The sequence below is a fragment of the Paenibacillus sp. J31R30 genome, assembly GCF_059692115.1.
Genome location: NZ_JCAUAV010000002.1, coordinates 868,942 through 891,267, shown reverse-complemented (window position 1 = coordinate 891,267; position 22,326 = coordinate 868,942). Strand labels below are relative to the sequence as shown.

At 43.5% G+C, this 22,326-nt stretch carries 12 protein-coding genes; 1 reads left to right on the top strand and 11 read right to left on the bottom strand.

The annotated features are described in order from the left end of the window. Window positions 1-11 precede the first annotated feature (11 nt). The 9 genes from AC58QO_RS09780 to AC58QO_RS09740 all read right to left on the bottom strand — a co-directional run bounded on the left by AC58QO_RS09780 (window position 12) and on the right by AC58QO_RS09740 (window position 13,433). A complete protein-coding gene (locus tag AC58QO_RS09780) occupies window positions 12-896 on the bottom strand; it encodes a carbohydrate ABC transporter permease (RefSeq protein WP_497265101.1) in 885 nt (294 codons plus the stop codon). Window positions 897-1,147: 251 nt separating this feature from the next. Next, window positions 1,148-2,980 (bottom strand): sialidase family protein, encoded by a 1,833-nt coding sequence (locus AC58QO_RS09775; RefSeq protein WP_497265100.1) that lies wholly within the window; start codon window positions 2,978-2,980, stop codon window positions 1,148-1,150. A gap of 21 nt (window positions 2,981-3,001) precedes the next feature. Continuing rightward, entirely contained in the window at window positions 3,002-3,754 is a 753-nt protein-coding gene (locus AC58QO_RS09770; RefSeq protein WP_497265099.1) for an SDR family NAD(P)-dependent oxidoreductase, read from the bottom strand. Window positions 3,755-3,807: 53 nt separating this feature from the next. Beyond that, window positions 3,808-5,196 carry an extracellular solute-binding protein gene (locus AC58QO_RS09765; protein WP_497265098.1) on the bottom strand — a complete coding sequence of 463 codons (1,389 nt, stop codon included), beginning with the start codon at window positions 5,194-5,196 and terminating at the stop codon, window positions 3,808-3,810. Window positions 5,197-5,328: 132 nt separating this feature from the next. Further along, complete coding sequence (locus tag AC58QO_RS09760; RefSeq protein WP_497265097.1) at window positions 5,329-6,945, bottom strand: response regulator transcription factor; 1,617 nt, start codon at window positions 6,943-6,945, stop codon at window positions 5,329-5,331. Further along, on the bottom strand, window positions 6,920-8,734 hold the full coding sequence (locus AC58QO_RS09755; RefSeq protein WP_497265096.1) for a sensor histidine kinase: 1,815 nt from the start codon (window positions 8,732-8,734) through the stop codon (window positions 6,920-6,922). The genes AC58QO_RS09760 and AC58QO_RS09755 overlap by 26 nt, the downstream gene beginning before the upstream one ends. Before the next feature lie 235 nt (window positions 8,735-8,969). Further along, the gene (locus tag AC58QO_RS09750; protein WP_497265095.1) at window positions 8,970-10,988 is read right to left on the bottom strand and encodes an exo-alpha-sialidase; all 2,019 of its coding nucleotides are present in this window, start codon (window positions 10,986-10,988) and stop codon (window positions 8,970-8,972) included. 249 nt (window positions 10,989-11,237) lie between these two features. Next, the gene (locus AC58QO_RS09745; RefSeq protein WP_497265094.1) at window positions 11,238-12,401 is read right to left on the bottom strand and encodes a DUF4317 domain-containing protein; all 1,164 of its coding nucleotides are present in this window, start codon (window positions 12,399-12,401) and stop codon (window positions 11,238-11,240) included. Between the two features lie 462 nt (window positions 12,402-12,863). Beyond that, the gene (locus AC58QO_RS09740) at window positions 12,864-13,433 is read right to left on the bottom strand and encodes an SF0329 family protein (RefSeq protein ID WP_497265093.1); all 570 of its coding nucleotides are present in this window, start codon (window positions 13,431-13,433) and stop codon (window positions 12,864-12,866) included. Between the two features lie 365 nt (window positions 13,434-13,798). Between AC58QO_RS09740 and AC58QO_RS09735 the strand changes: the two genes are divergently transcribed. Continuing rightward, complete coding sequence (locus tag AC58QO_RS09735) at window positions 13,799-17,860, top strand: S-layer homology domain-containing protein (RefSeq protein ID WP_497265092.1); 4,062 nt, start codon at window positions 13,799-13,801, stop codon at window positions 17,858-17,860. A gap of 296 nt (window positions 17,861-18,156) precedes the next feature. Here AC58QO_RS09735 and AC58QO_RS09730 read toward each other — a convergent pair whose 3' ends face one another. Further along, entirely contained in the window at window positions 18,157-19,830 is a 1,674-nt protein-coding gene (locus AC58QO_RS09730; protein WP_497265091.1) for a ribulokinase, read from the bottom strand. 8 nt (window positions 19,831-19,838) lie between these two features. Further along, a complete protein-coding gene (locus AC58QO_RS09725; RefSeq protein WP_497265090.1) occupies window positions 19,839-22,319 on the bottom strand; it encodes a GH116 family glycosyl hydrolase in 2,481 nt (826 codons plus the stop codon). Window positions 22,320-22,326 lie beyond the last annotated feature (7 nt).

Below are 22,326 nucleotides of genomic sequence, written 5' to 3'. Positions count from 1 at the left end.
TCTCCAGCCTCTTAGGTATAAGTGACCCATTTCTTTTGACGATTCCATTGAATTAACGTGATGATAAAAATAAGGATGAACAATACCCAAGCAATCGCCGATCCATAACCGAATTTATAAAACTTAAACGAAACGACATAGATGTAGTATACGAGTACAGAAGTCGATTCTCCCGGTCCTCCTTGGGTCATGATATTGACGGGAGCAAATACTTCGAACGAATGAATGATCCGAGTAATGAACAGAAAAAACGTCGTCGGTGAAAGCATCGGAATGGTAATATGAAGAAATTGTCTAAACTTTGCTGCGCCATCCATTTCTGCAGCTTCGTACAACTCCTTCGGAATTCCCTGCAGACCTGCCATATAAATGACGAGGTCATAGCCAAGTCCCACCCAAACCATCATAATCATGAGCGAAGGAAGAGCCCAAGTCGGACTAGCTAGCCACTGGGGTGGATTGACCACTCCAAGCGCATGCAGCATTTGGTTGATTGGTCCTTGGGATGGATGATAGAGCTGCATCCAAACAACCGAAACGGCAACGATCGTTGTGATATATGGCAAAAAATAGATGAGTCTCAAGCCATTTTTCATATATACCCTGCTGTTGAGCGTAATCGCCACAATCAATGAAATGAACAGCGTGACCGGCACAACAAGGACAGAATAGATCATATTGTTTTTAAGCGAGATCAGAAACGATTCATCGGTCCACATTTTAATAAAATTATCAAACCCAACAAACTTAATGTGCTTCAAGCCAGACACTAGATCCCACTCGCTAAATGCTAATATAAGTGAGAACACAATGGGAAAAAGCAAAAACAGCACATAACCAAGCAGGCTCGGCAACAGAAACATATAGCCCGTCAACATATCTTTTTTACGATTCATACAATCACCTTCACCTTGTCTAATGTCCAGATTTTAGTATATTTTGATTGTAACCGCCCTCCATGGTTTGTTGAATCAACGAAATTATTGAGATTCTTCACTTTTCACTGTGATTCTTTCGATATTCAAAATTTTTGGATCGGCTTTCAATTTCTTTGATTCAGACCAAAAAAACACCGAAAACGACCGGTCAAGCCGGCAATTTTCAGCGTTTTCACTTGAAATCGGTTCAATTTCGTTATTTCGCACTTTTAATCGCTTCGTCCATAGGAAACCTCGGCTACATATATTTCACACTTGTCTAAGAAAGCGGTATTCCCACCAATGCGATACATATCAGGCATTTCATCAGAAAGCATAAATAAGGCATTACCGACTTGTACCCATTCATTACCAACCTTAAAGCGAAACCGAGTTCGATTGTCAATCCAACATTCCATCACCGTCCATTCTCCAGTCTGCAGTTGTTTACCAGTGTCGTGCCAACCACCATTGTGGCGGACCCAGATAGAACTGTTGATCTCAGGCCTAAGCGCTGCTGAGAGCAACAATGTACGACCATGATTGCAGAAAATGCTCAAAAGAGGAAATTCTGCTTGAAAAGGAGCTTGATCCACTTTCAAGGTCTGCCGAATGACGATTGGGAGTTGTTGCAGTCCCATGAATTTGGGTGCGTCCGCACGACTTCTCACGTTCATGAATTTCAAACAGCGGATTCTCATATCATCACGATTTTCCTCTACAAGAGATGGAACATGGTCGCCATACCGATCACTGACCCCAGTAGGTTCCATGACTGTTCCTTCCAGCCACTTCCGCTCAATTTGTGCAAAGTTGAGGTAGTTGTGGCCGTCCGCAAAACTTACGTACGCCACATAAATGCCTCCTAGTGGACTCTCGTCCGCTGAACCGTAACATGAACCTTTCCAAAGACTTTCGCACTCCGTTCCAATTACTTTGCACAGCTTCCAGCGATTCATATGAATCCCCTCTTCATCGGTAACAAAGATCGACATATTCGTTCTATCCGCGCTACTGTGTTCGTTCGTTTGGAGCAGCACATATTCTCCGTTGCTAAGCTTAGTTAGGAATGGCTTTGTTCCTGAGGTATCCGTATTCGGTAGTCCAGAAGGTTCTGGCACAGACCAGGTTTGCCCGTAGTCGAAGGAGACGCTTCGATACAACTGATTTCCGGTTCCATAGCCAATACGCATATAAGCGATCACATATCCCGATGCGGCCGTCTCGACAAGAGTCGGTTCGCATAAACACATGCTGTCGCTCCCGCCTATAAAATAGGAATTTGTCCACGTCTCCCCCCCATCAACAGACTCTAACACCCAGCATCGATTCATTTTCCAGTAAGCACCATTTGGATGATCCACTGTTGTTCTTCCCGCCACCGGCATTAGCAAACGACCGTTTGACAACTTCACGATCTTATTTAAACAGACACACCGTATATCGTTCCAGCTGCCTCCTTTACCGTTAGCGATAGGCTGCATAAACCCCCATACGATCTCACTATCTCCGCTGGTCCGCCAAGTTTCCCCATCAAAAGCGATAAGGATTTTGCGAATTTCCCCACCTCCAGTAGAGCGGTCCGGTCTGCCACTTCCCCAGGTGTAGGGCTGGTTAATCGTATAATAGAGCCACAAATGACCTTCGATCTCAAAAAGAAAAGAATGCGTGATGGATGACGGTCGATCGAAGCTCGTTCCATCCCGTAGGGTAATGATCGGCTCGCCTCCATTTGCCATTGTCCAGGATAGACCATCATCTATGCTGAAATACAAAGCCTGCTCGTTCGTATCATCCCCTTCAGCCGACAGCTCAAGGTGCTCACCGAAGTTGTTATGGAACGCAGAACCCGGTCCCGCTTGCTGTGATTTTGCCGTTTCATCCCATCGGCATGAGATTAACAGCTGCCCGTTGCTGTGCCGTTGCATGCATGCGGCCTGTTGATGCTTGTTGCGAGACGTCGGATCGGCTGTGTTGACACGAACATGATCTGCAAAAAAGTCTCTACTCGTTTCCGTCTCGAATAGGGTTGTGAACATGGAAGTAGACATCGTTCTTAGCATAGAAGGTCCCACCTACTTTCCTCAGATGTATTCACCGGAATCTACTCGGATTACATTGCCCGTTATGTGTTTGGCCGAATCCGAGCATAGAAAAGCCGCCGTTGCCGCCACCTCTTCCGGTTCTACAAACTCCTTGATGGCACATAAGTTCAGAATCGTTCTCCGATAAGCTTCCGAAACTTTAATTTTGTTCTTTTCCGTATTGAGATAACCTGTTGCTATCATATTGACATTCACGTTATAGATGCCAAGTTCTTTTGCGATCGTCTTGGTAAATGCCGTCACCGCTCCTTTAGCCGCCGTGTAGGCTGGTTGACCTTCCCTGCCCCTTAATCCGTTAATCGAACCGATGTTGAGAATTGTTCCGCACTTTCGGTTCATAAAGCTAGGTACGACTGCCTTCGTGTAATTAAAGCAGCTTTTCAAATTCATATTAATGACCGTATCCCACTCTTCTTCCGAGATAGACCAAATGGGACTCTCCTTGCTTCCTGCGCCGCCGACATTATTAATTAGAATATCGAGATGTCCGAAAAACTTCAACGCTTGATCGACCGTTTCTCTGGCGGCAGTAAAACTGTTAGCGTCTGAACACACCGCATAGACATTCGATTCACCATCGTTCAAATCGTTCACAATCTGCTCCGCCTCATCCTTGCTTTTGGAGTAAGTGAACAAGACATGAGCACCTTGCCTTACAAACTCAGTTACAAGGCTTTTGCCCAATCCACCACTGCCCCCAGTAACTAGTGCGGTTTTCCCGATCAAATTCAAACCCAGTCCCCCTTATTGAAAAAAATCCATCTTAGGATGGATTTTTTTTTTGATTATTTCGCGTTTTTAATCGCTTCGTCCGATTTTTTCTTCATAGCGGCAATGGCCTCATCGACACTTTGCGTCTTAAACAACGCTTTTTCGGCTTCATCCTGAATAATTTTAAATATTTCACCGTTGGCTTTCATATTCGTGTCATTGTACCCTTGTGAATCGTAATCGAGCATAACCCGTTTAAACGCCTCGACATCAACCTTCTTATCCACATCGTCGCCGAACATGATTTTCATCACTTGATCCTTGTTCGTTTTCTTCCATGTAGGCAGATGGCCGACCTTCGCCAAATACGGCGAACCCTCGGTAGCGAGCCATTTGAGGAACGTCCATGAAGCCTCTTTTTGAGCTGATTTGGCATTAATACCTAAATATCCGAAATAATGAAGACCTTTATTATTGTTCACCTTTTGATCTTTTTCCAAGGTTGGCAGCGGAGCAACGGAAGCTACAAAATCTCTTGGGTATTGTTTCGTGTCATTAATAAAGCGCGCCATCGCATTCGAGGCTACGACCATGCCCGCTTTCTGCTGCATGAAGACATCGAAGCCCTGCAATTTAGTTGCTTTGTATTCCGTATATGGATATTGAATCTTATCTACGACTTCCATATTGTACTTGAAATCAAGCGACTTCTTGAAGGCTGGATTGTCGAAATTAGACATCCCGTCTTTATTAAACCAGAAATCAGTCCCTAGCAGACTGCGGGCAGGCATCGTCCAGTAATAATTGGCATGAAAGTCAGCAGAACCATATACTTTGCTTGCTCCATCACCTTTTGTCAGCTTTTTGGCATAATCCTTGTACTCATCGATGCTCCAATCCTTCGGAACGGCAAGGCCCGACGCATCTAACAGCTTTTTGTTCAAGAACACGCCGTCCTGCAAGGACGAAACGGGAAGGGAAACATACTTGTTATCCTGTTTAAAAATACCTTTGCCGAGCTCGCCCTCTACATCAAACTTATCCTTCTGAATAAATTCTGATAAATCCGCCAACAGGCCTTTAGCCGCACGAGGCTGCAATCGGGATACATTGTAGTTAAAGAATACGTCGATGTCCTGTCCAGCCAGCAAGGATACGTCAACTTTCACGTTACCTTCGTCTGAGTTTAGAAACTTCACGTGCTCCACTTTAATATTTGGATATTTTTTGTTGAATTCTTGAATGATTTCTAGCGGACCTGCATCATCATTCCATGCGGTCCACCATGTAATCTTTGCTTCCTTTGGAACGGCTACCGGAGCTTGGGTCGGTGTGGCCGCCGCTTTGTCCTTCACTGATTCTGGAGTCGGGCTCCCACCTGCCACTCCTCCTCCGCAAGCTGTAAGAAGTGAAGCGATCATGGTCATCGAAACGAGCAACGCTCCTACCTTTTTTTGTTTCATATTCAATCCCCCCGCGAGTTATTCAAACACCTACATGAATACTGTACAATACTATGTTTTTCAATGATATGAACGAACTTTGGAGGATGTTTCATTAATTTTTGCTAGTTAACCTGCATCTTCACTTTATTCTTATCCTGTTTCATTATTTTTTCCTGCCCGTTCATCTCGGTACTGGGTAGGGCTTAAGCCCATCACCTTTTTGAACGTTCGACCAAAATAATTGATGTTTTCATAGCCGATCTTTTCGGCGATTTCATAGCTAGCCATATCCGTTGATTTCAACAAATCTGCTGCTTTCTTGATGCGAATTTCCGTGAGAAATTCCACAAAACCTTGATTCGTTTCTTTCTTGAACAAATAGCTGAGATAACTCTCGCTCATATGGGCGACTTTGGCTGCACTTTTTAACGTGATGTCTTCCATGTAATTATGTTTCATATAGTCGATTAGACTTTGAATCTCCTCACGGTAAGTCTCTTTTCTTTTACGGCTCAACACTTCAATCATTTGATCAAAAAGACCCCGCAGCCAACTTTGCAATTGTTCTATATGCTCCAGTGATAACACTCGCTTATAGAGTGGTGTTTCGTCTTGCATAACTTGCTCCCAATAGATCGATTGACGCCTCAAATTCATCTTTAAACTGTGTAATAGATCCATGACTAACTCGGCATTTTTATCTGCAGGCAGCTTTCTTTCAGCTATCCTGTCAATGAATTGTCCGACGATCTGATGCATAGAGCTGATGTCACACGTATCCATTGCCTGTGCGAGTTGTTCCTCATCGGCTAATGAAAAGATGCCTTCCGAGTTTGCACTAAAAAAATCCGATGCATAGACATACGATTGACCACTGCCTTTGTAGTAGCTGTATTTGGCAGCTTCTTTGGCCTGCATGAATGCTTGCTTAAAATCCTTTAAACGCGAAAACGAATGCCCGATACCAACACTGATCGTCACATTAAGAAACCTGCGAGTAGATGTAATGATATCCCGTGCTAGCTCCGTGAGCGCAAGCTCGCTTAAAGGTTCAATAGCGGACAAAAGCAGTATATATTCATTTTCTTTGTAAGGGAAAATCTCGTTGCTGTGAGTCCGGTTTAACTGTTCTTCCAAGATGTGAATAAGCGACTTTTCAATCAATTTACTGTCTTTTCCTAACTGATCATATCCATGCAGTTTAATCAACAAGACGACCCGGAAGCCCACATGTTCATCCCAGTCCAATTGTTGTCGATACGTTTCCAGCAGCGGTTCTTCCAACTCATTTTCACAAAGTAAGGATAGATAGTGCAGCTTTTTTTGCTGATTTTTGACGGCTTTGGACGACTCTCCTTCATCCGAAGGATGCGCCGCTTTACCGCGTTCTAACCTAATTTTGTCTGCCAAATCCATCAACAGTTTTAACAGTTCCTCGGGCTTTACTGATGCTTTCAAAATATAGTCATCCGCACCAAGCTTCAAAGCCTCGCGAACATACTCATAATCGCTATGACTGCTCAGCATCACGAAACGGATAAAAGGAAATTTCCTCTTCACTTGCGCAATGAGTTCCAGGCCCGTCAAATGGGGCATGACGATATCCGTAAGCACAATATCCGGAAGATGGGTTTCAATTAATTCGAGCGCTTTCTGCCCGTCTGCAGCATCCCCCACCAGCTCGAAGCCATGCTCTTCCCAGGCGATCAACGATTTCATACCCAGCCGCACGAGCATTTCATCATCCGCGATCACTATTTTTAACATCAAGTCGTTCCTCCTGATTATCGGTATAGGGAATGGTGATGATGACTTCCGTACCCTGATTCTCTTGAACACTTTCTAAGCTTAATCCATATCCACTGCCATAATGAAGCTTGAGCCGTTCGTGAACATTAATCATTCCGACGCGCTTATAACTCTCTGCCAATGCGGAGTCCGCCATAATCCGCTGTAATTCCTCCAACTTATCCGTCCGGATGCCGACTCCGCTATCTTGTACGATAATGAGCGCATGGCTTCCTTCCCGACGAGCCCCAATGTGGATAGTCCCTTTGCCTTCAAGTGGATCTAATCCGTGGTAAATACTGTTTTCAACAATCGGCTGCAGCGTGAATTTGATGATCGTGCAGTTAAGAAGTTCTTCAGGTACATCGATCGTCAGCTTGATTCTGTCGTTGAATTTAATATTCTGCAAATGAACATAACTGCGAATATAGTCGAGTTCAAGGGAGAACGGTATGAAGTTCTCTCCCCTGCCGATGCTCGATTCCATGATGACCGCAAGGTGCGACAACATATCTCCCACTTCTCGATCCTGCCGCATATACGCCATCCATTTGATGTTATTCAGCGTATTCAGTATAAAATGCGGATTAATCTGCGCTTGCAGCGCGATAAATCGCATGTTCTCCTTTTTCCGGTGCTCTAGCTTGACCTTGTCGATCAAACTCTTAATTTGCCCGATCATTTTGTTATATGTATCCATGAGATCTGCCACCTCATCGGAGCCATGCACCTGAATAAAGGAGTTAAACTGATCTTCGTCCAATTTGGCCATTTTTTTCTGCAACAACTTCAGCGGGTGTGAGACCCGGAATGAGATCGTCATCGTAATGAGCATAAAAATAACAAAAATAGCGAGCACGATCCACACGTTAATTTTTCGAAGTCGAAAAATTTCTTCAAAAACGGAGTCATAGGGGATATATTGCACGATTTTCCAATTCGGCTTCGAGATTGACGAGTAGTTAATCATATATTTATGACCGCCGATCTCATCGATCAGCTGCCCTTTAGACCCCTGCATACGGTTGTCATTGATTCCCTGCACGGAAAACATATTGTCGATCGGCAAGCTGCCGGAATGCGCCAACACGCTACCCGCTGCGTCAATGAGAAATACGTCACCGTCCAATTCCTTCAACATTTTCTGTGCCAACTCGGAGGCCGATACGCTAATCATGGCAATGCCTGTCGGGGAATTGAGCCTAAACACTTTCATGGGACGGACGACGGATATTAAAGGACCCGTATTTCGTTTCCCAAGGAAATCGCTTTCATGATAAAGCCACATAAACCCGTCGTTTATCTCCGACACGTTCTTATACCAATTGGAAGTCCGGATGATTGTGTACGCCTCTCCCTGAATTGGCCAGGACGTATACAAATTTCCATGCAGATCCATAATCGTAAAATGATATTCCAGCTTCCTTAAATACGCGCTATTGATACTCCCGATCAGTTGATCAGCCGTGCGGTATCGGTCATAATCGCTCCATGCGGACGGTTGATCAGTAATCGAGATCATATTCTCATTGGTGGAAATGAGTGTGACCGCAGACATCATCTCACTCGCCATATCGTTAAATTGTGTACTAGTCAAATGCAGCGCCTCCTGAATGGACGCGCCTATCTTTTCTTCGATATTACGCTCAAGCGGTTTATCAATGAAATAGAAGGTAAGACAAAACGGAATAACGAGAAATACCAAAACAGATATGAAAACCTTGTTCTGAATGGTCCTAAATCCTTTTCGGTGTTTACCAACATACATGTGAACCCCTCACCCTTCATTCTGGCTGTCAATTTCCCATCCATTAGCATTCGCTCTATCCATTATACTACATGGCCTAGTTCCAAAGAGATCGATTATTTCAGTCAAACTTTCACTATTTTACTGAAAAAGACCACGCTTCACTATTTTGAGTCGCTTGTTCACCATTTTAAGTTATATGCATAGAAAAGACCGCCAGTAAAACCGACGGCCTCTCTATATGAATCTTGTTCTATTATTGCGGGATTAAGGTGATGCTATCCGGGAACAATCCGTAGCTCGTGCTGCTTGCATTTTTTCCTGTTACTTCAAAACGGATGACTTTATCGCCGCCCGTACTCAAAGTAACGTTGCCGATCACGTAATCTTGGTACCCTGTTGTCGCGCTGTAAGAGTCGAACGAGCCGACTGAAACGCCATCGACCTTGACTTGCGCGATCGCGCGATTCGTAGCGGTCCTGGCGTGAATCACCACTTTGTACGTTCCCGCATAAACAACGTTTGCTTTCAGAGAAACCTGATCGCCAACCGCGTCAGAGAGATATTTCAATACAGAGCCACCGCTTGCCGCAGAGTCGTCGAACTTATCCAACGAATCGCCGGACGAGGATACTACGGGTAGCAATTCAGCCTCGTAGGACCGCTGCGGCGTTAATATAATGGAATCCGGGAACATACCGTATCCGGTGCTGCTTGCGTTTTTGCTAGTCGTTTCGAAGCGAAAACCTTTATTTCCCGTGCTGCTGAAAGTAACCAACCCTAGGTTATCATCTTGGTAGCCTATTACTGCATTGTACGGATCGAATACGGTGCCCTGACTTACCCCGTCAATCTTCAGTTGAACCTTTGCCCGATTGTCTGCGGTTCGTGAGCGAACACGAACGTTATACGTACCCGTGGACGGTACATTGACATTCAAAGATACATAGTCGCCAACTTGATCCGCCAAATATTTCAGTACAGCGCCCCCGCTTGCGCCTGTATCCGTGACTGTTCCTATCGAATCTCCCGATGATGCTGCAACTGACATGCTCTCCGCTTCAAACGTCAACATATTGAGAGGTACGCCGTTCAAACTATCCGCTCCATTGGTCAGCCATTCCACATTAAAGTGTGCGGCAGCCACGTTATCTGGAAAAGCGGTACTCGTTCCATCTCTACCGTACAGCAGAATAATGCTGTTATCCGGCATAATGGCCATATCGGAGTAAAAAGAAGTGCCGCTATTGATGACTTTGCTGTATGTCCACGATGCTGTCTCATCGTAACTGATATCAACCGTCATATTTTCTCTGGCGGTTGTACTTGCTGGTCGGCTGAACAATATACGGTTCGCGTTTGCTCCTTCGCTTTTTTTCGATAAACGAGTCAAACTTGCGTCTACAGCCGTGAATAATGGAATGGCCGTGTCCAACTGCGGGTTGCTCCAAGTTGCTCCACGATCCGTACTTACTGATGTTATTCGATGATTCGTTCCCCCGTTTCGTCCATTCATCACGATATTGCCATTATCCAATTGCACAATTCGGGACTCGTTGACCGGATAACTGCTGTTGACTGGAATCTCCCCGCCGGTATGCCAAGTCGCTCCTTGGTCATCGCTATAAATGACAGATACGCCGTAATTGCGTTGAGCAAACGGGTAGGTAATGCTTTTACGATGCCATACTTGCAGCAGCAATCTGCCGTCGCTTAATTGAATGCCATGGCCGGGACCCGGCATGTGAAACGTCCAGCCATTCGTATTCCCGCTGAACAAAGACGAGATTTCGTTTCGTGCCGACCAGGTCGCGCCATGATCTGTACTCGTTTTATAGAATACACGGGTCGATGCATTCGATCCATCATTGAGTGCATAGAAGAAAAACACCTTTCCCGTGCTGCGGTCAACGATTGCCGCCGCGTTCGTCCAGCTCTCCCCAGCCGTGCTTTGTTCGATATATTGCATCGTTCCCCAGGTCGCTCCGCCATCCGTGCTCCGCTTCATCACGAGATGATGAGCCCCATCATCGGATGAACTGACCCGACCTTCCGCAAAAGCGAGAATCGTACCGTTCGTCGTTACCGCTAAGCCGTAAACGTGGAACGGCCACAGCCCTACTTCATTCTTCGACCAAACTGTCGTTTCTGAAAAGAACGGCGTTGCCGCTTCAACCCTGCCAGGCAAAGTCACCAAACATACCGATAACAGCAGCATCATGCTGAGTAGTGCTGATAGGCTGGCCACATCCATTCTTTTCCATTTTGTATTCATTACGTATCCCCTTTCAAATTGAAATCATTTTTATGGTAAGCGCTTACACATATTTTCGCAATGAACTTTCTTTTGAAAAGTCTTCATTTTATATGGATTATGCATTTTCTTCAGATTTCAAAAAGGAAAAATGTGATATTCCATATTTAATTAGAAAACGGAGCCCGCAAACCCGCGGCGCTCCGTTGTAGTTGTTTCAGAAATTAGTTAACCTTTCCAAGCGTATGTCAGCCGTGAAAATTCCCGACTCTACAACGTCTCCGTATTAAGCGTAAATCCTTCAATCACGACGTCCTCGTCAACCTCGATCAAGATACATCGTTTTCCTTGATAATTCACCTGTCTCACGTACTTTAAATCTTGCGGACTAACCGTAATCGTGGCTACCTTCGTATCAATCTTAATTGATTTCGAAGTGAACTTCGGCATGACACTGCTCGCTTTGAGTTCATAGTTTTTGTCGTCCACGACGTTTTGGAACGCTCGTTCCACCTTTTCCATCGTCACTCCCTCTACACCACTCACCGACAGCATGCGTTCCACATCTTTATAATCCAGCTTTGGAGGCTCTTCCTCTTCGTTGGACTCGATAACCCGATGAATTTCCTCGTACACATGAGCGATCGTAGCGGCATCAAGCTGATCGCCCGCCACTTCCTTCACGATGTCTTCAAAAATAGCTCTTTCTTCTAACGCTGTCACGGTTTTCTCGGCATTTAAAACTTGCTCGATGAACTGCCAGTTCGGTTCATGCGCTCTCCCCGAGCAATACAGAATGCGATTCACGTCGGAATAGTTGTCCGTCACGCTAGGGTAGAAAAAACCTTGCTCCGGCGTGTTCAATTTGATGATCGGATCTACGAAGACATTATACTTATATTCCCTCTCCACATAGTCGAACATGAGCGTTTTCTTTTGTTGTTCCGTAGAATTCACGCTGCACAGTATGAATAGATTCGCGAACATCTCGTTCTTTTCGCTCTCCATGGCATCTTCGTTCCTACTCTTGGTTGGTCGTGAATATTGTCCGCGAACAAAAGTAACCACTGTATCCTGCTCGTATGTGGTATCCACCAACATTTTCTCCACCAACAAGAGCATTAGATCTTGCCATTCTTCCGAATTACCAGTCACCAAACCTTGATGGAGAACCACCTGTGTAGGCTGCTCCGCTTCCTCCTGAAACCTTAACTCATACATCTTCTGATCTAATTCGCCGGTCAGCAGTTTTTTGAAATTGAGCATATATAGCTCCTGTTTTTCCCTGTCCACTAGGGCGAACGGTTGGCGCTCATAATGGTAGATCTCGTTGGTTTCCTTCATGATATACACGTTTAAAATCTCGTGAATTTTAAGCATTTCGTTATCCAATTTAAAATGCTTGCGAATATGCCCGATTTCTTTCTTTATCATAATCCGTCAGTCAACTCCTAAGAAGTGAATTAGCCTTACAAGAATAAACTATGGTACAAAAAATTGTAATGAATGATCTACCTTCTTGAGTATTCACATCACAACAAAAGCCCTTCATGAGAAGGGCTTCCACCGTTACTCCCCTTTATATCCGTGCCAAACTAAGTGTAAACTGCTCTCCACATGTCTCGGAATTGCATATATAGTGTTAATTATCACTACTTATAAATCATAAATGTACTTTCCTATTACTTGAATGAACTACTTCCTGTATGTTAATTCATTATTATAGATTTCTCAACAATTTTGAGGATTTATCCAAAAAAACTCTGATATTCCATAATTAATTCGAAAATGGAGCCCGTAAACCCGCTGTAATCTCGTTTCCCTCTTTGTCCATTCCAATGGTAATACTTACAAATTCCCCATTGAATGGTAAAAACCCAGCACCATCAAGGCTTTTCATAACGTACTAAGTCGCAGTTCATAAAAATACTGCACAATTGGATGCTTTAATTTTATCATCTCGCTCATGTTTAAAATCCGCTTTTTTCCAACTCGTCTGTCCACCAAGGCTAGAATATTTAATAAGATCTCCTGGCTCTCAATGCTTTCCTCAATAGACAGGGATAAAAACTTATTAGCCGTAACAGTAAAGTTTGATTTACTTAATGATGACTGTGCTGACAATAGTTCCTTTGCATATTCTGATATTTTTCTACCTCTTGCAATTACTTTTAGACGATCCTCCGGAACTAGCCCCTTGGTATCTTTTCTGACCGCTTCAAATTCTTCATTGCTGATAGGAATTTGGATATCGGAATCATTCTTAATCTCCAGCTCCGTCTGATACCATTTGATTAATGTAGTTACATCACTCATATTGAGTACGTTTTTTTTATCTACAGCAATATAACAAAGCCCTGCTTTATCGGGTAAATAACGGTAGCCGGTTGCACGGTATTCGACCCTACCAATTAACGCAGGACAGAGAAAGCTCTCCAGTTGTTGCTTTAATTTGCTCCAGGACATGTAATCCTCCTATGTTCTAGATTTTCATACCAATAAAGGCAGGCAGTCATACTATTACCCATAATACAATAACCAACACATCGATCATACTAAGTACAGCATTTCTCAATTTTGTTCTTCTTCAGCGAAAGCATGTGCAATAATTAGCCACTTTTATTGAATAATCTAAGCGTTTTTCATCTCAAACTTAATGATTGAATCTTATACTTCGTGATACCCTCTTTTGTTCAATTCAATTAATGCTGCTTTCAGATAATTGCTAGAATGTTTAAATAGTTACTCTGTATCCATTTTTTTGAAGGTTTTCTCCACATTTTGTCGAATATACCATACGAAATAACCATTACAAAGGAGTGGCATCTTGCTTGCTTAAAAAGCTTTTAAGAAAATTGAGTTGTGCTTTACTTGTTTTACTGCTTTTATGCTGTGCAATTACAAATTCACTTGCTCAGGCAAATGAAACCTCAAGTGAACCCTCGAACACCGAAATCAAAACAGCATCTTTTCAAAACGATGAGTTAACTAACTGGGTGATTGATGAGCCAAATGGTTACATCTACGCAATCTCCAGGGAGACTAACAAATTATTTTTTATTCAAATGAGCGACCTGTCCATAAAACAAACACTTGCTATCGGCTCATATCCCTCAGATTTATACCTTGATCAAGACAAATTATATGTCGGGCTTTCTGGTGCTTACCAAATAAAAGTTGTTCAAGTGAGTTCACAATCTGTTATACAAACTATTTCCACCACTAACCCTGTCATTCACTTAACAAAAGACGATTCATTTATTTATTACACGACTGCTGCAAACAACCTCAATAAAATTAACAAATATGACTTATCTAATGGATCCAACAGTGTCATGTCTTTACCCGCATCCGAACTCAATAGTGGCATAAGAGATATAGACTATAACAAAGAAAAACAGTTATTATATGTCGCGGGAAAAGACCTATACGCTATCCATACAGCTGACTCTACGAATAAAATTACTTACCATGATTTAGGTTCTTATAATTACGGAGCACCACTCATCACTTCAGGAGACGATATCTACTTCGCAGGTCGTCGTTTCAACTCAGATAACCTTGATATTATAAAAGGCTTATACAGCTCTTTTTCGGAATACCATGTCGACCAAGTTGTTCAATCGAATGGGAACCTTATTGTAACGAACAGAAATATTTATGATAAACATACTTTCCAAATTTTAAAATCCCTTCCTCAACAATCATTGTTAAATGCAGTTGATTCTCAAAACAACTTATATTCATTTCTCTATCGAACGTTATCTAAACAAAAAGTTACACTCCCTACCTCGCCAATCATTGGTGGGCATAATGCCACATTAGATAGGATTGAACTAAGTCAACCTATCAAAGATTTCGTTTTGAATGGTGACTACATATATGCGATTTCAACAAATAATACATTAACCCAAATTAATAAAAATTCCATGACGGTAGCTAGTGAAGTCCCCATTGGATCAAAACCTTGGGACATTGCTACATATGGAAATACATTGGTTACAGCCAATAATGGGTCTTCACAACTTGGTATAGTTGACCTCAATCATGGACTCACTCCATCTTATTTACAAATTAATAAATCTCCTCAACTTGTTCAAATAAATAAAGATCAATTGTTTATTTCAGGAAGCGATACCTTAAATGGTACTAATACGCTAAGTGTCTATGATTCTGTTTATAAAGCTGTCTATGATGTTCATTATGCAAATAATGCGTTTTCCACAGTTACACCAGATAGATTAGCGCTCGCACCCGAACAAGGAAAATTATACGTTAAACAATACACATACTTAATTAGTGTTGATTTAAAATTCCCTTATGAAGCTACTTCAATAATCGGACAACAATTCGTTACAGGAAATTTATTTGTTGAAGGAAATTATATCTACTCGGGCAACCAAAAATATTTAGCAGCAGAGAAACCACAACTACCTCAGTTGCTTGCGACTTACCCTGAGCCCATTTTATATGTAAAAGGAAACTATGTTTTCAGTTCTACTGCCGTTTATGACAGCGATACAGCAGTTAAACTTTTCGATCTTCCCTTTCAAACAGCTATTATTGCCTTTGATAATGATGGTACCTTGTACTTGTGTAAAGGCGACCCAGGTTATTATTCCAATTCTTTTGAGAATACAAGAACTCTTTATAAATTTGCTTCTATTGATAAATTAAAAAACTATATGAGTTCTTTTGTTCCTGGGAGAGCTTACTTCTATGACGACAATTTCAAAACTGGATTAGTAAGCGGCAATGTTATTTTTGAACCTGCTGCCAACGATATTGATGTGGCCTATTATGATCTTGTACTCCTTGATCGGGATTTAAAAGAAACAGGCAGACTTGACAAAGTTAACAAAGATAACTTTGATAATGGTCTATACTACTTCAATATCTATGGATTGTATCCGCAAACAAACCAATACTATATAGCCATTTATGCGTATATCAAGAATAATGACAATGGTTCTTATAGACGTTCCAGTACGTATGGTTTAATTCCTATGTGGGACACACCAACCTTTATACCTAAAAACGCTTCTTTCAATGATAGTGATTCCAATCCAAACAGTGTTGGAGGTAGCGTTACATGGGCACCCGCAGATAAGGAATTACCAGGTGATAGGTATGAACTTTATTTCCTTAGTAAACAAGGAATTGTAGGAAATCGGATTGCATCTATAAATACATTACAGTCAAGTTATCGCATTGATATTCCAGTCGGAACAGTGATACCTGATAATGCAATGGCTATTGCTGTCATTTACACAGATAAAGGCGGTTATCATTCACCATTCCCCTTGTATGCAATAACTCCTGTTCTTGATCGGATGACACGGACTCCTGTTGTCAGCGAAATTATCGTAAACAATAAAATGGGGAAAGATTCTGATACTATCCAATTATTAAGAATGAAACCTAGTGAAACGGTCAGAATTTACGATGACAACAAAGTTATACTAACTGGTACAGTAGCGAACGGTTCAACTGAGTTAACGTTGCCTATCTCTACACTAAATTCAAGAGGCGGATACTTCTACATCTCTTACCAAGCTCCTGATAAAGCCGAAAGTTTACTCGTAGCAAAAGATTATCCTATGGAATCTGCCGGCGGTAGCGGCGGCGGTGGTGGCGGTGGTGGCGGTGGTGGTGGCTTTTTTGGAGGCCTTCCATCCGAAAAGCTATCCACAGAAGAATCTACTACCAAAGACGAAAACGGCCGAAATAAATTAATAGTTAAAGTTAAAAACTTAAAAGAATTTGTTACAGCGAACGCATCCACAAGTGTGATCCCTATTGAAATACAAAGCAGTACAGAAAATGACTCATACGAAGTGCAGATTACGGGAAAAGATTTGGTCGAAACTGAAGAACTTAAGGGTAAAATCATTGAGTTTACTTCACCACAAGGTACTTTGCAAGTTGATTTCAAAGAAGTGTTACCTTATGTAACTAACCAATCAACCCTAAAAGTCATCATAGGTAAAGTATCAGAAGTGCTCCGTAGTGAAATTGGGAAGAAAGCAACTGAAATGGGAATGACTATTTTGAATAATGGCATTGATTTTCAGATTGTCTCAATGACTGGGAATGAAAAAAGGGAAATTAATACGACTTCTAGCTTTTTAGCCCACCAAATAAAGTTGGATAACAGCAAAGAAGATTTGGAATTAAACCAACTTGCCGGTGTGATGTTTGATCCGATTAGTCATGAACTTGTACCTGTCCCATCTAAATTTGAGAAGAAAGAGAATCAATTGACGGGAACCATGTGGAGAAAAGGAAATTCAATCTATGCCATTGTAAAGAAAACTATTAATTTTACAGATCTTCCCGCAGAGAAGGAAAAACAAGATGGCATAAAACAAATGGCAACACAGCTAATCGTTAACGGTTATGAAGATGGTACTTTTAAACCGGATCAAAGTGTAACAAGAGCAGAATTTGCCGCTTTATTGGTAAGAACACTTGGTATTATTTCTGCTGATACTACTAAGATACAGTTTACTGATGTAAAGGCAGACGACTGGTACAATAAATTCATAGCTGCTGCATCAGAAGCTAGACTTATTGATGGTTACGAAGACCAAACTTTCAGACCTCAGAAAACCATTTCGTATATAGAAATGATTGTAATGCTGAGTAACGCATTAGAATATGCAAATGAAATTAGTTCATTAAGCGGTGTGGAACAGCAAAGCGCAATTAATACTCTAAATGTAAAAGAAGCAGCACCTGAATGGGCTTCTGAATCTCTTGCCTTTCTGTCAAAAAAAGGAATAATAACATCAAATGATGAAATTCTTCATTCATTGAACATTAGTACTACCAGAGCTAACAGCGCAGTATATCTCAATCGTTTGCTGAATAGCTTTTCATTTATGAAGTAACTTACCCATATGTTATACTTCACGTTGATTAATAACCCCGTCCTCAAATTTGAGAACGGGGTTATTTTTTATTTAGAATTTTGAGTACTTTCTTGTTAAATTCGATTTTACTTTATAGACGCGTTGCTTGTTGTTCACAACCACTTGAGGTTGTGGACACGAAGCAAGGAAAATTTTTCCTTCAAATACACCCAATAACAGAACAAAGAGCTGCCGCTTGGCAGCCCTTTCACAAAATTAAAGTCTATCGTGGGAGTTACTTGTTTCAAATGATACCAGTCCACACTAACATTCTCTTACTTTTGGTCTTCACCTTTCATCCCTTTTAATGTTTTCATAACCGTATTTTCACCACGCCCAAAATAATCATAAAGCTTCGCGTATTCCCTGTATAATTGGTCGTACATGGCTACATTTGCAGGTATCGGTACAAATGTCTCTTCCTTAATATGTGCCATGCGAGCAGCGGCTTCGACAATATCATCGTATCCCCCTGCCGAGGATCCCGCCGCTAGTGTGGCGAACATCGCCGCGCCAAGCGCCGCCGTCTGCGTTGAGGCCGCGATTTTTATTTCTCTACCTGTAACATCCGCATATATTTGCATGAGCAGGCGATTGCGCTGTGGCAAACCACCGCAAGCATAGAGCTCATCTACAGCGACTCCTTGCTCTACAAACGATTCGATGATTTTCCTTGTTCCGAATGCCGTCGCTTCGAGTAATGCACGGTAGATTTCTTCCGGCTTAGTCAGTAGAGTACATCCTACAAGAACTCCCGATAAATCCGCATTAACGAGTACCGAACGATTACCATTCCACCAATCCAATGCCAGTAATCCGGTTTCCCCTGGCGAATACGCCGCAGCTCGCTTTTCGAGCCATGCATGTACGCTCACCCCATCTTCGGTGGCTGCTTTGGATACGTATTCCGGCACCGCATGCTCGACATACCAAGCGAAAATATCACCTACTGCTGATTGTCCCGCTTCATAACCAAAGTAGCCCGGAACGATGCCGTCTTGGGCGACACCGCATATTCCCTCAACGATGACTTCCCGCTCACTCAGTAACAAGTGACAAGTCGATGTCCCCATCGCCATCAATAGTTTACCGGGCGTAACTGCACCGACAGCGGGAAAAGCTGCGTGCGCATCGACATTGCCGACAGCTACCGCCGTTCCCGGACGAAGACCCATCATTAACGCCATCTCTTCAGTAAGGGCACCCGCTTTAGACCCTAAGGGCAGAATGTCTCCGCGAAGCTTGGTCTTCGTTAAACCATCCAAGCGAGAGTCTAAGGCTAAGAAGAACTCATTCGAAGGAAATCCTTTTTCTTTATGCCAAATCCCTTTATAACCTGCTGTGCAGCTATTTCGGACAAGGTTGCCCGTCATTTGCATGACGATCCAATCCGCTGCCTCCATGAACAAATCCGTGGCGACGTACACGTCCTCCGACTCATTCAAGATCTGCCAAATCTTCGCGATCAACCACTCCGAAGATTGTTTGCCGCCATAACGAGCGGGAAAAGATTCATCACGTTGTTTGGCGATTTCGTTCAACCGATCTGCTTCTTCCTGTGCCGCATGATGCTTCCATAGCTTTACCCAAGCATGCGGATTGTCGCGCCATTGTGGAATCATGCATAGCGGAGTTCCTTCCGCGTTCAGTGGCATCATTGTACAAGCCGTAAAATCAATACCTATTCCCACGACATCATCCGGACTTACTCCCGACATATGCAGCACCTCTGGGACTGACCTGCGAAGCACATCTACATAATCATCCGGATACTGTAAGGCCCAATCTGGCTCTAACTTCCGTCCGTTTCCCGGCAAGATCTCATCGATCACGCCATGGGAATAAGGAGTTACATGTGATGCCACTTCCCTCCCGTTGCCAATATCAACTAGCAAAGCTCTACCCGATTCTGTTCCGTAATCTACACCAATGGCATATTTGCTTCCCATACTTTACTCTACTCACCTCCCTTACTTGTCGTCATATTTTCTGTTTTCTGTACATACTCGACATACTTAATAGGAATAGTGCCTGATTTCACATCGAGATATGGTTTCCCGTCACGTACACCTGAAATACCGTAGCCAGTGGCTGTGCACAAGAAACTATGATAATTTTCGGATATATTCGAAGACACATAGAGAGTTTGGTTACAAGCGTCATAACGAATTCCGCTCCATCCTTGAATAAGTCCGTAAGATGCCATTGCTCTCGCGTACCAATGTCCACACTCGTATTCATTAAACGGATTTCGTTTGCTGCCGTCATAACGATCTCTGCAAATCCTTACAATTTCAAGTCCTTCCTCGATGCATCCTAGTGCTAGTAAATGTGAAGCTACCTGATATTCGATTCCCGTCCAAACTTCGTCGCTATATACGAACGGAAGTGATAAGCGTCCGCCTCTGGGCCATGTGCACAGTAACAATCCGCCATCGTTGCCGAGCGCATATCCAGGACGCTGGGGGTTCGCATGTTTGGATAAATCGTGCTTCAAGTTGTACTTGTAAATACTTAACAGGTGGCTCTTCACCATATCACGGTCGAGTATATCGCCAAGTCCGCACATTTCTGCAAACCATGCGCCAATTACTCCGTCTGATAGACAGCCTTTCCCATATTGATATTTGGGCCCTTCTTCTCTTAGCAGCATATAGGCTTCCTGGGAGTACTCGATATTCCATGCTTGGTCGGACAGAGTCGGGGACGGTGTTCGCAGCCCTTCCCAAACGATCTTCTGCTCGAAATATTCCCCGTTGAAGAGCTCCTTTTCCAAATACTCTTTGCCCCTAAGATAGACATTCTCGTATTCGCCGATATTCTCACCCAACACGACTGCCATAAGTGAAGCAGCCTTGAGCGCGCCAAGATAAATGGAAGAACACATGCCATCCGGACCCCAAAACTCGATGTCATATGTGTTATGATGCGGTTCGACGAGCACACCTAATCGATCGGGATCCCACGTCTCCATGCAGTAATGTAAGCTTTGTTTGGCCTTAGGCCAAATCCCTCTCAACCATTCCGTGTCTCCGCTAACTCTCCATTCCCTGTATAGCTTCATAATTCCGCCGAGTTGACCATCGCTTGCCGCATGAAAGGAATGATCCACTGGGCGAATCGGCAGGGGAATACGGAAATTCTGATGCCCCGCATCATTCTGTCCTTCGCCGAACTCCGTCGTTCGCAGGCTGCGTTCCAGCTCCGGAAACAAATGTGGAATGGCTTGCGCGTAGTTCCATACATGCGTGCAGGAACCATGGCAACAACCGCCCTTATCGAAGCAGCCTTCCCATCCCCACAATCTTCCATCTACTTGCCGTAGGATTGTTGGTGATTTCAGGATCGCCAAATTGGCAGCGACAGCCTCCAGAGCCTCGGCCGGCATCGTTGTTTCATAAAATGCATCGCTAAAGTTCTCGCTCTGCTCGCGTAAACGATCATAGCCATTAACCCAATAGTCTGATACCGCGGAAATATCGTTAAATTTACCTGCATACCAAGGCTTGTAGTATGCATTCTCGTCCAAAAGAGTCTCATCCTCTGCAGCGTCTTTTACGGATAAATTCGTTTCAGGGACGAACCAAGACAACATCAACCGGATCGTATTCCGTTCGTGAGGCCCTAACGTAAGCGGTACGGAAATACTGCCTCCCGGACTTGGCTTGCCTTCTTCCAAGGACTTCTTCTCCAAGCTCTGCCCGCTTTCAATCGAATTCCATACCATCGTCAATGGGTCGAACCATCCTCCTCGGAACCAAGCGCAGTTCACCTTAGCCTCAGCCCGGTCAACAACCGCACTGAATGATCCCTGCTCCCATGGCTTCCCTTCAATCGGTGGTTGATGAAGGACAAACCCATTCTTAGCATTCAGCACCTGGTGATCGCTAGCACCCGACGACTGCATGAAGTTTGCCGCATGAAAAGAATAGACCAGTTCGATCGTCTCATCCGTCTTATTGGCAAACGTAAACTCGAGTCCTGCAACTGGTAAACTTGAGTCATCGGCATGAAGTGGAATAAAAGGACTCCAACTGGTTATCGTAGCATTCACCGGGAGCTCCGGGTCCCAAAGTTTGACGGTTCCGAAAGGAAAACGCGCTTGAAACGTACTTTCCGTGAATCGAGGAAGCCCGTAGTGCTTACCAACAAGCCCATTGCCCGGCCCAGCGAATCCATCGGCACGATTGCTGAATACTTTCCATTCGGGAACCGGCCCTTCAAGAACTCTGGCAATATTGCCTTCCTTTCGTTTAATGCAAACAGCGGAAAATACCATGGGTTCGTTATTAATATCCGGCGTATTACGCAATGAAAAGTGCGACATCGCCCCCGTCCCTTCCAATGCAAACATGCCGGCACCGATGCCCCCCAGCGGAAACGCGACGCGCACGTTGCGGCTCCCCGAATATACGGAATTATAAGTTTTGTTTTCCATCCGTTCT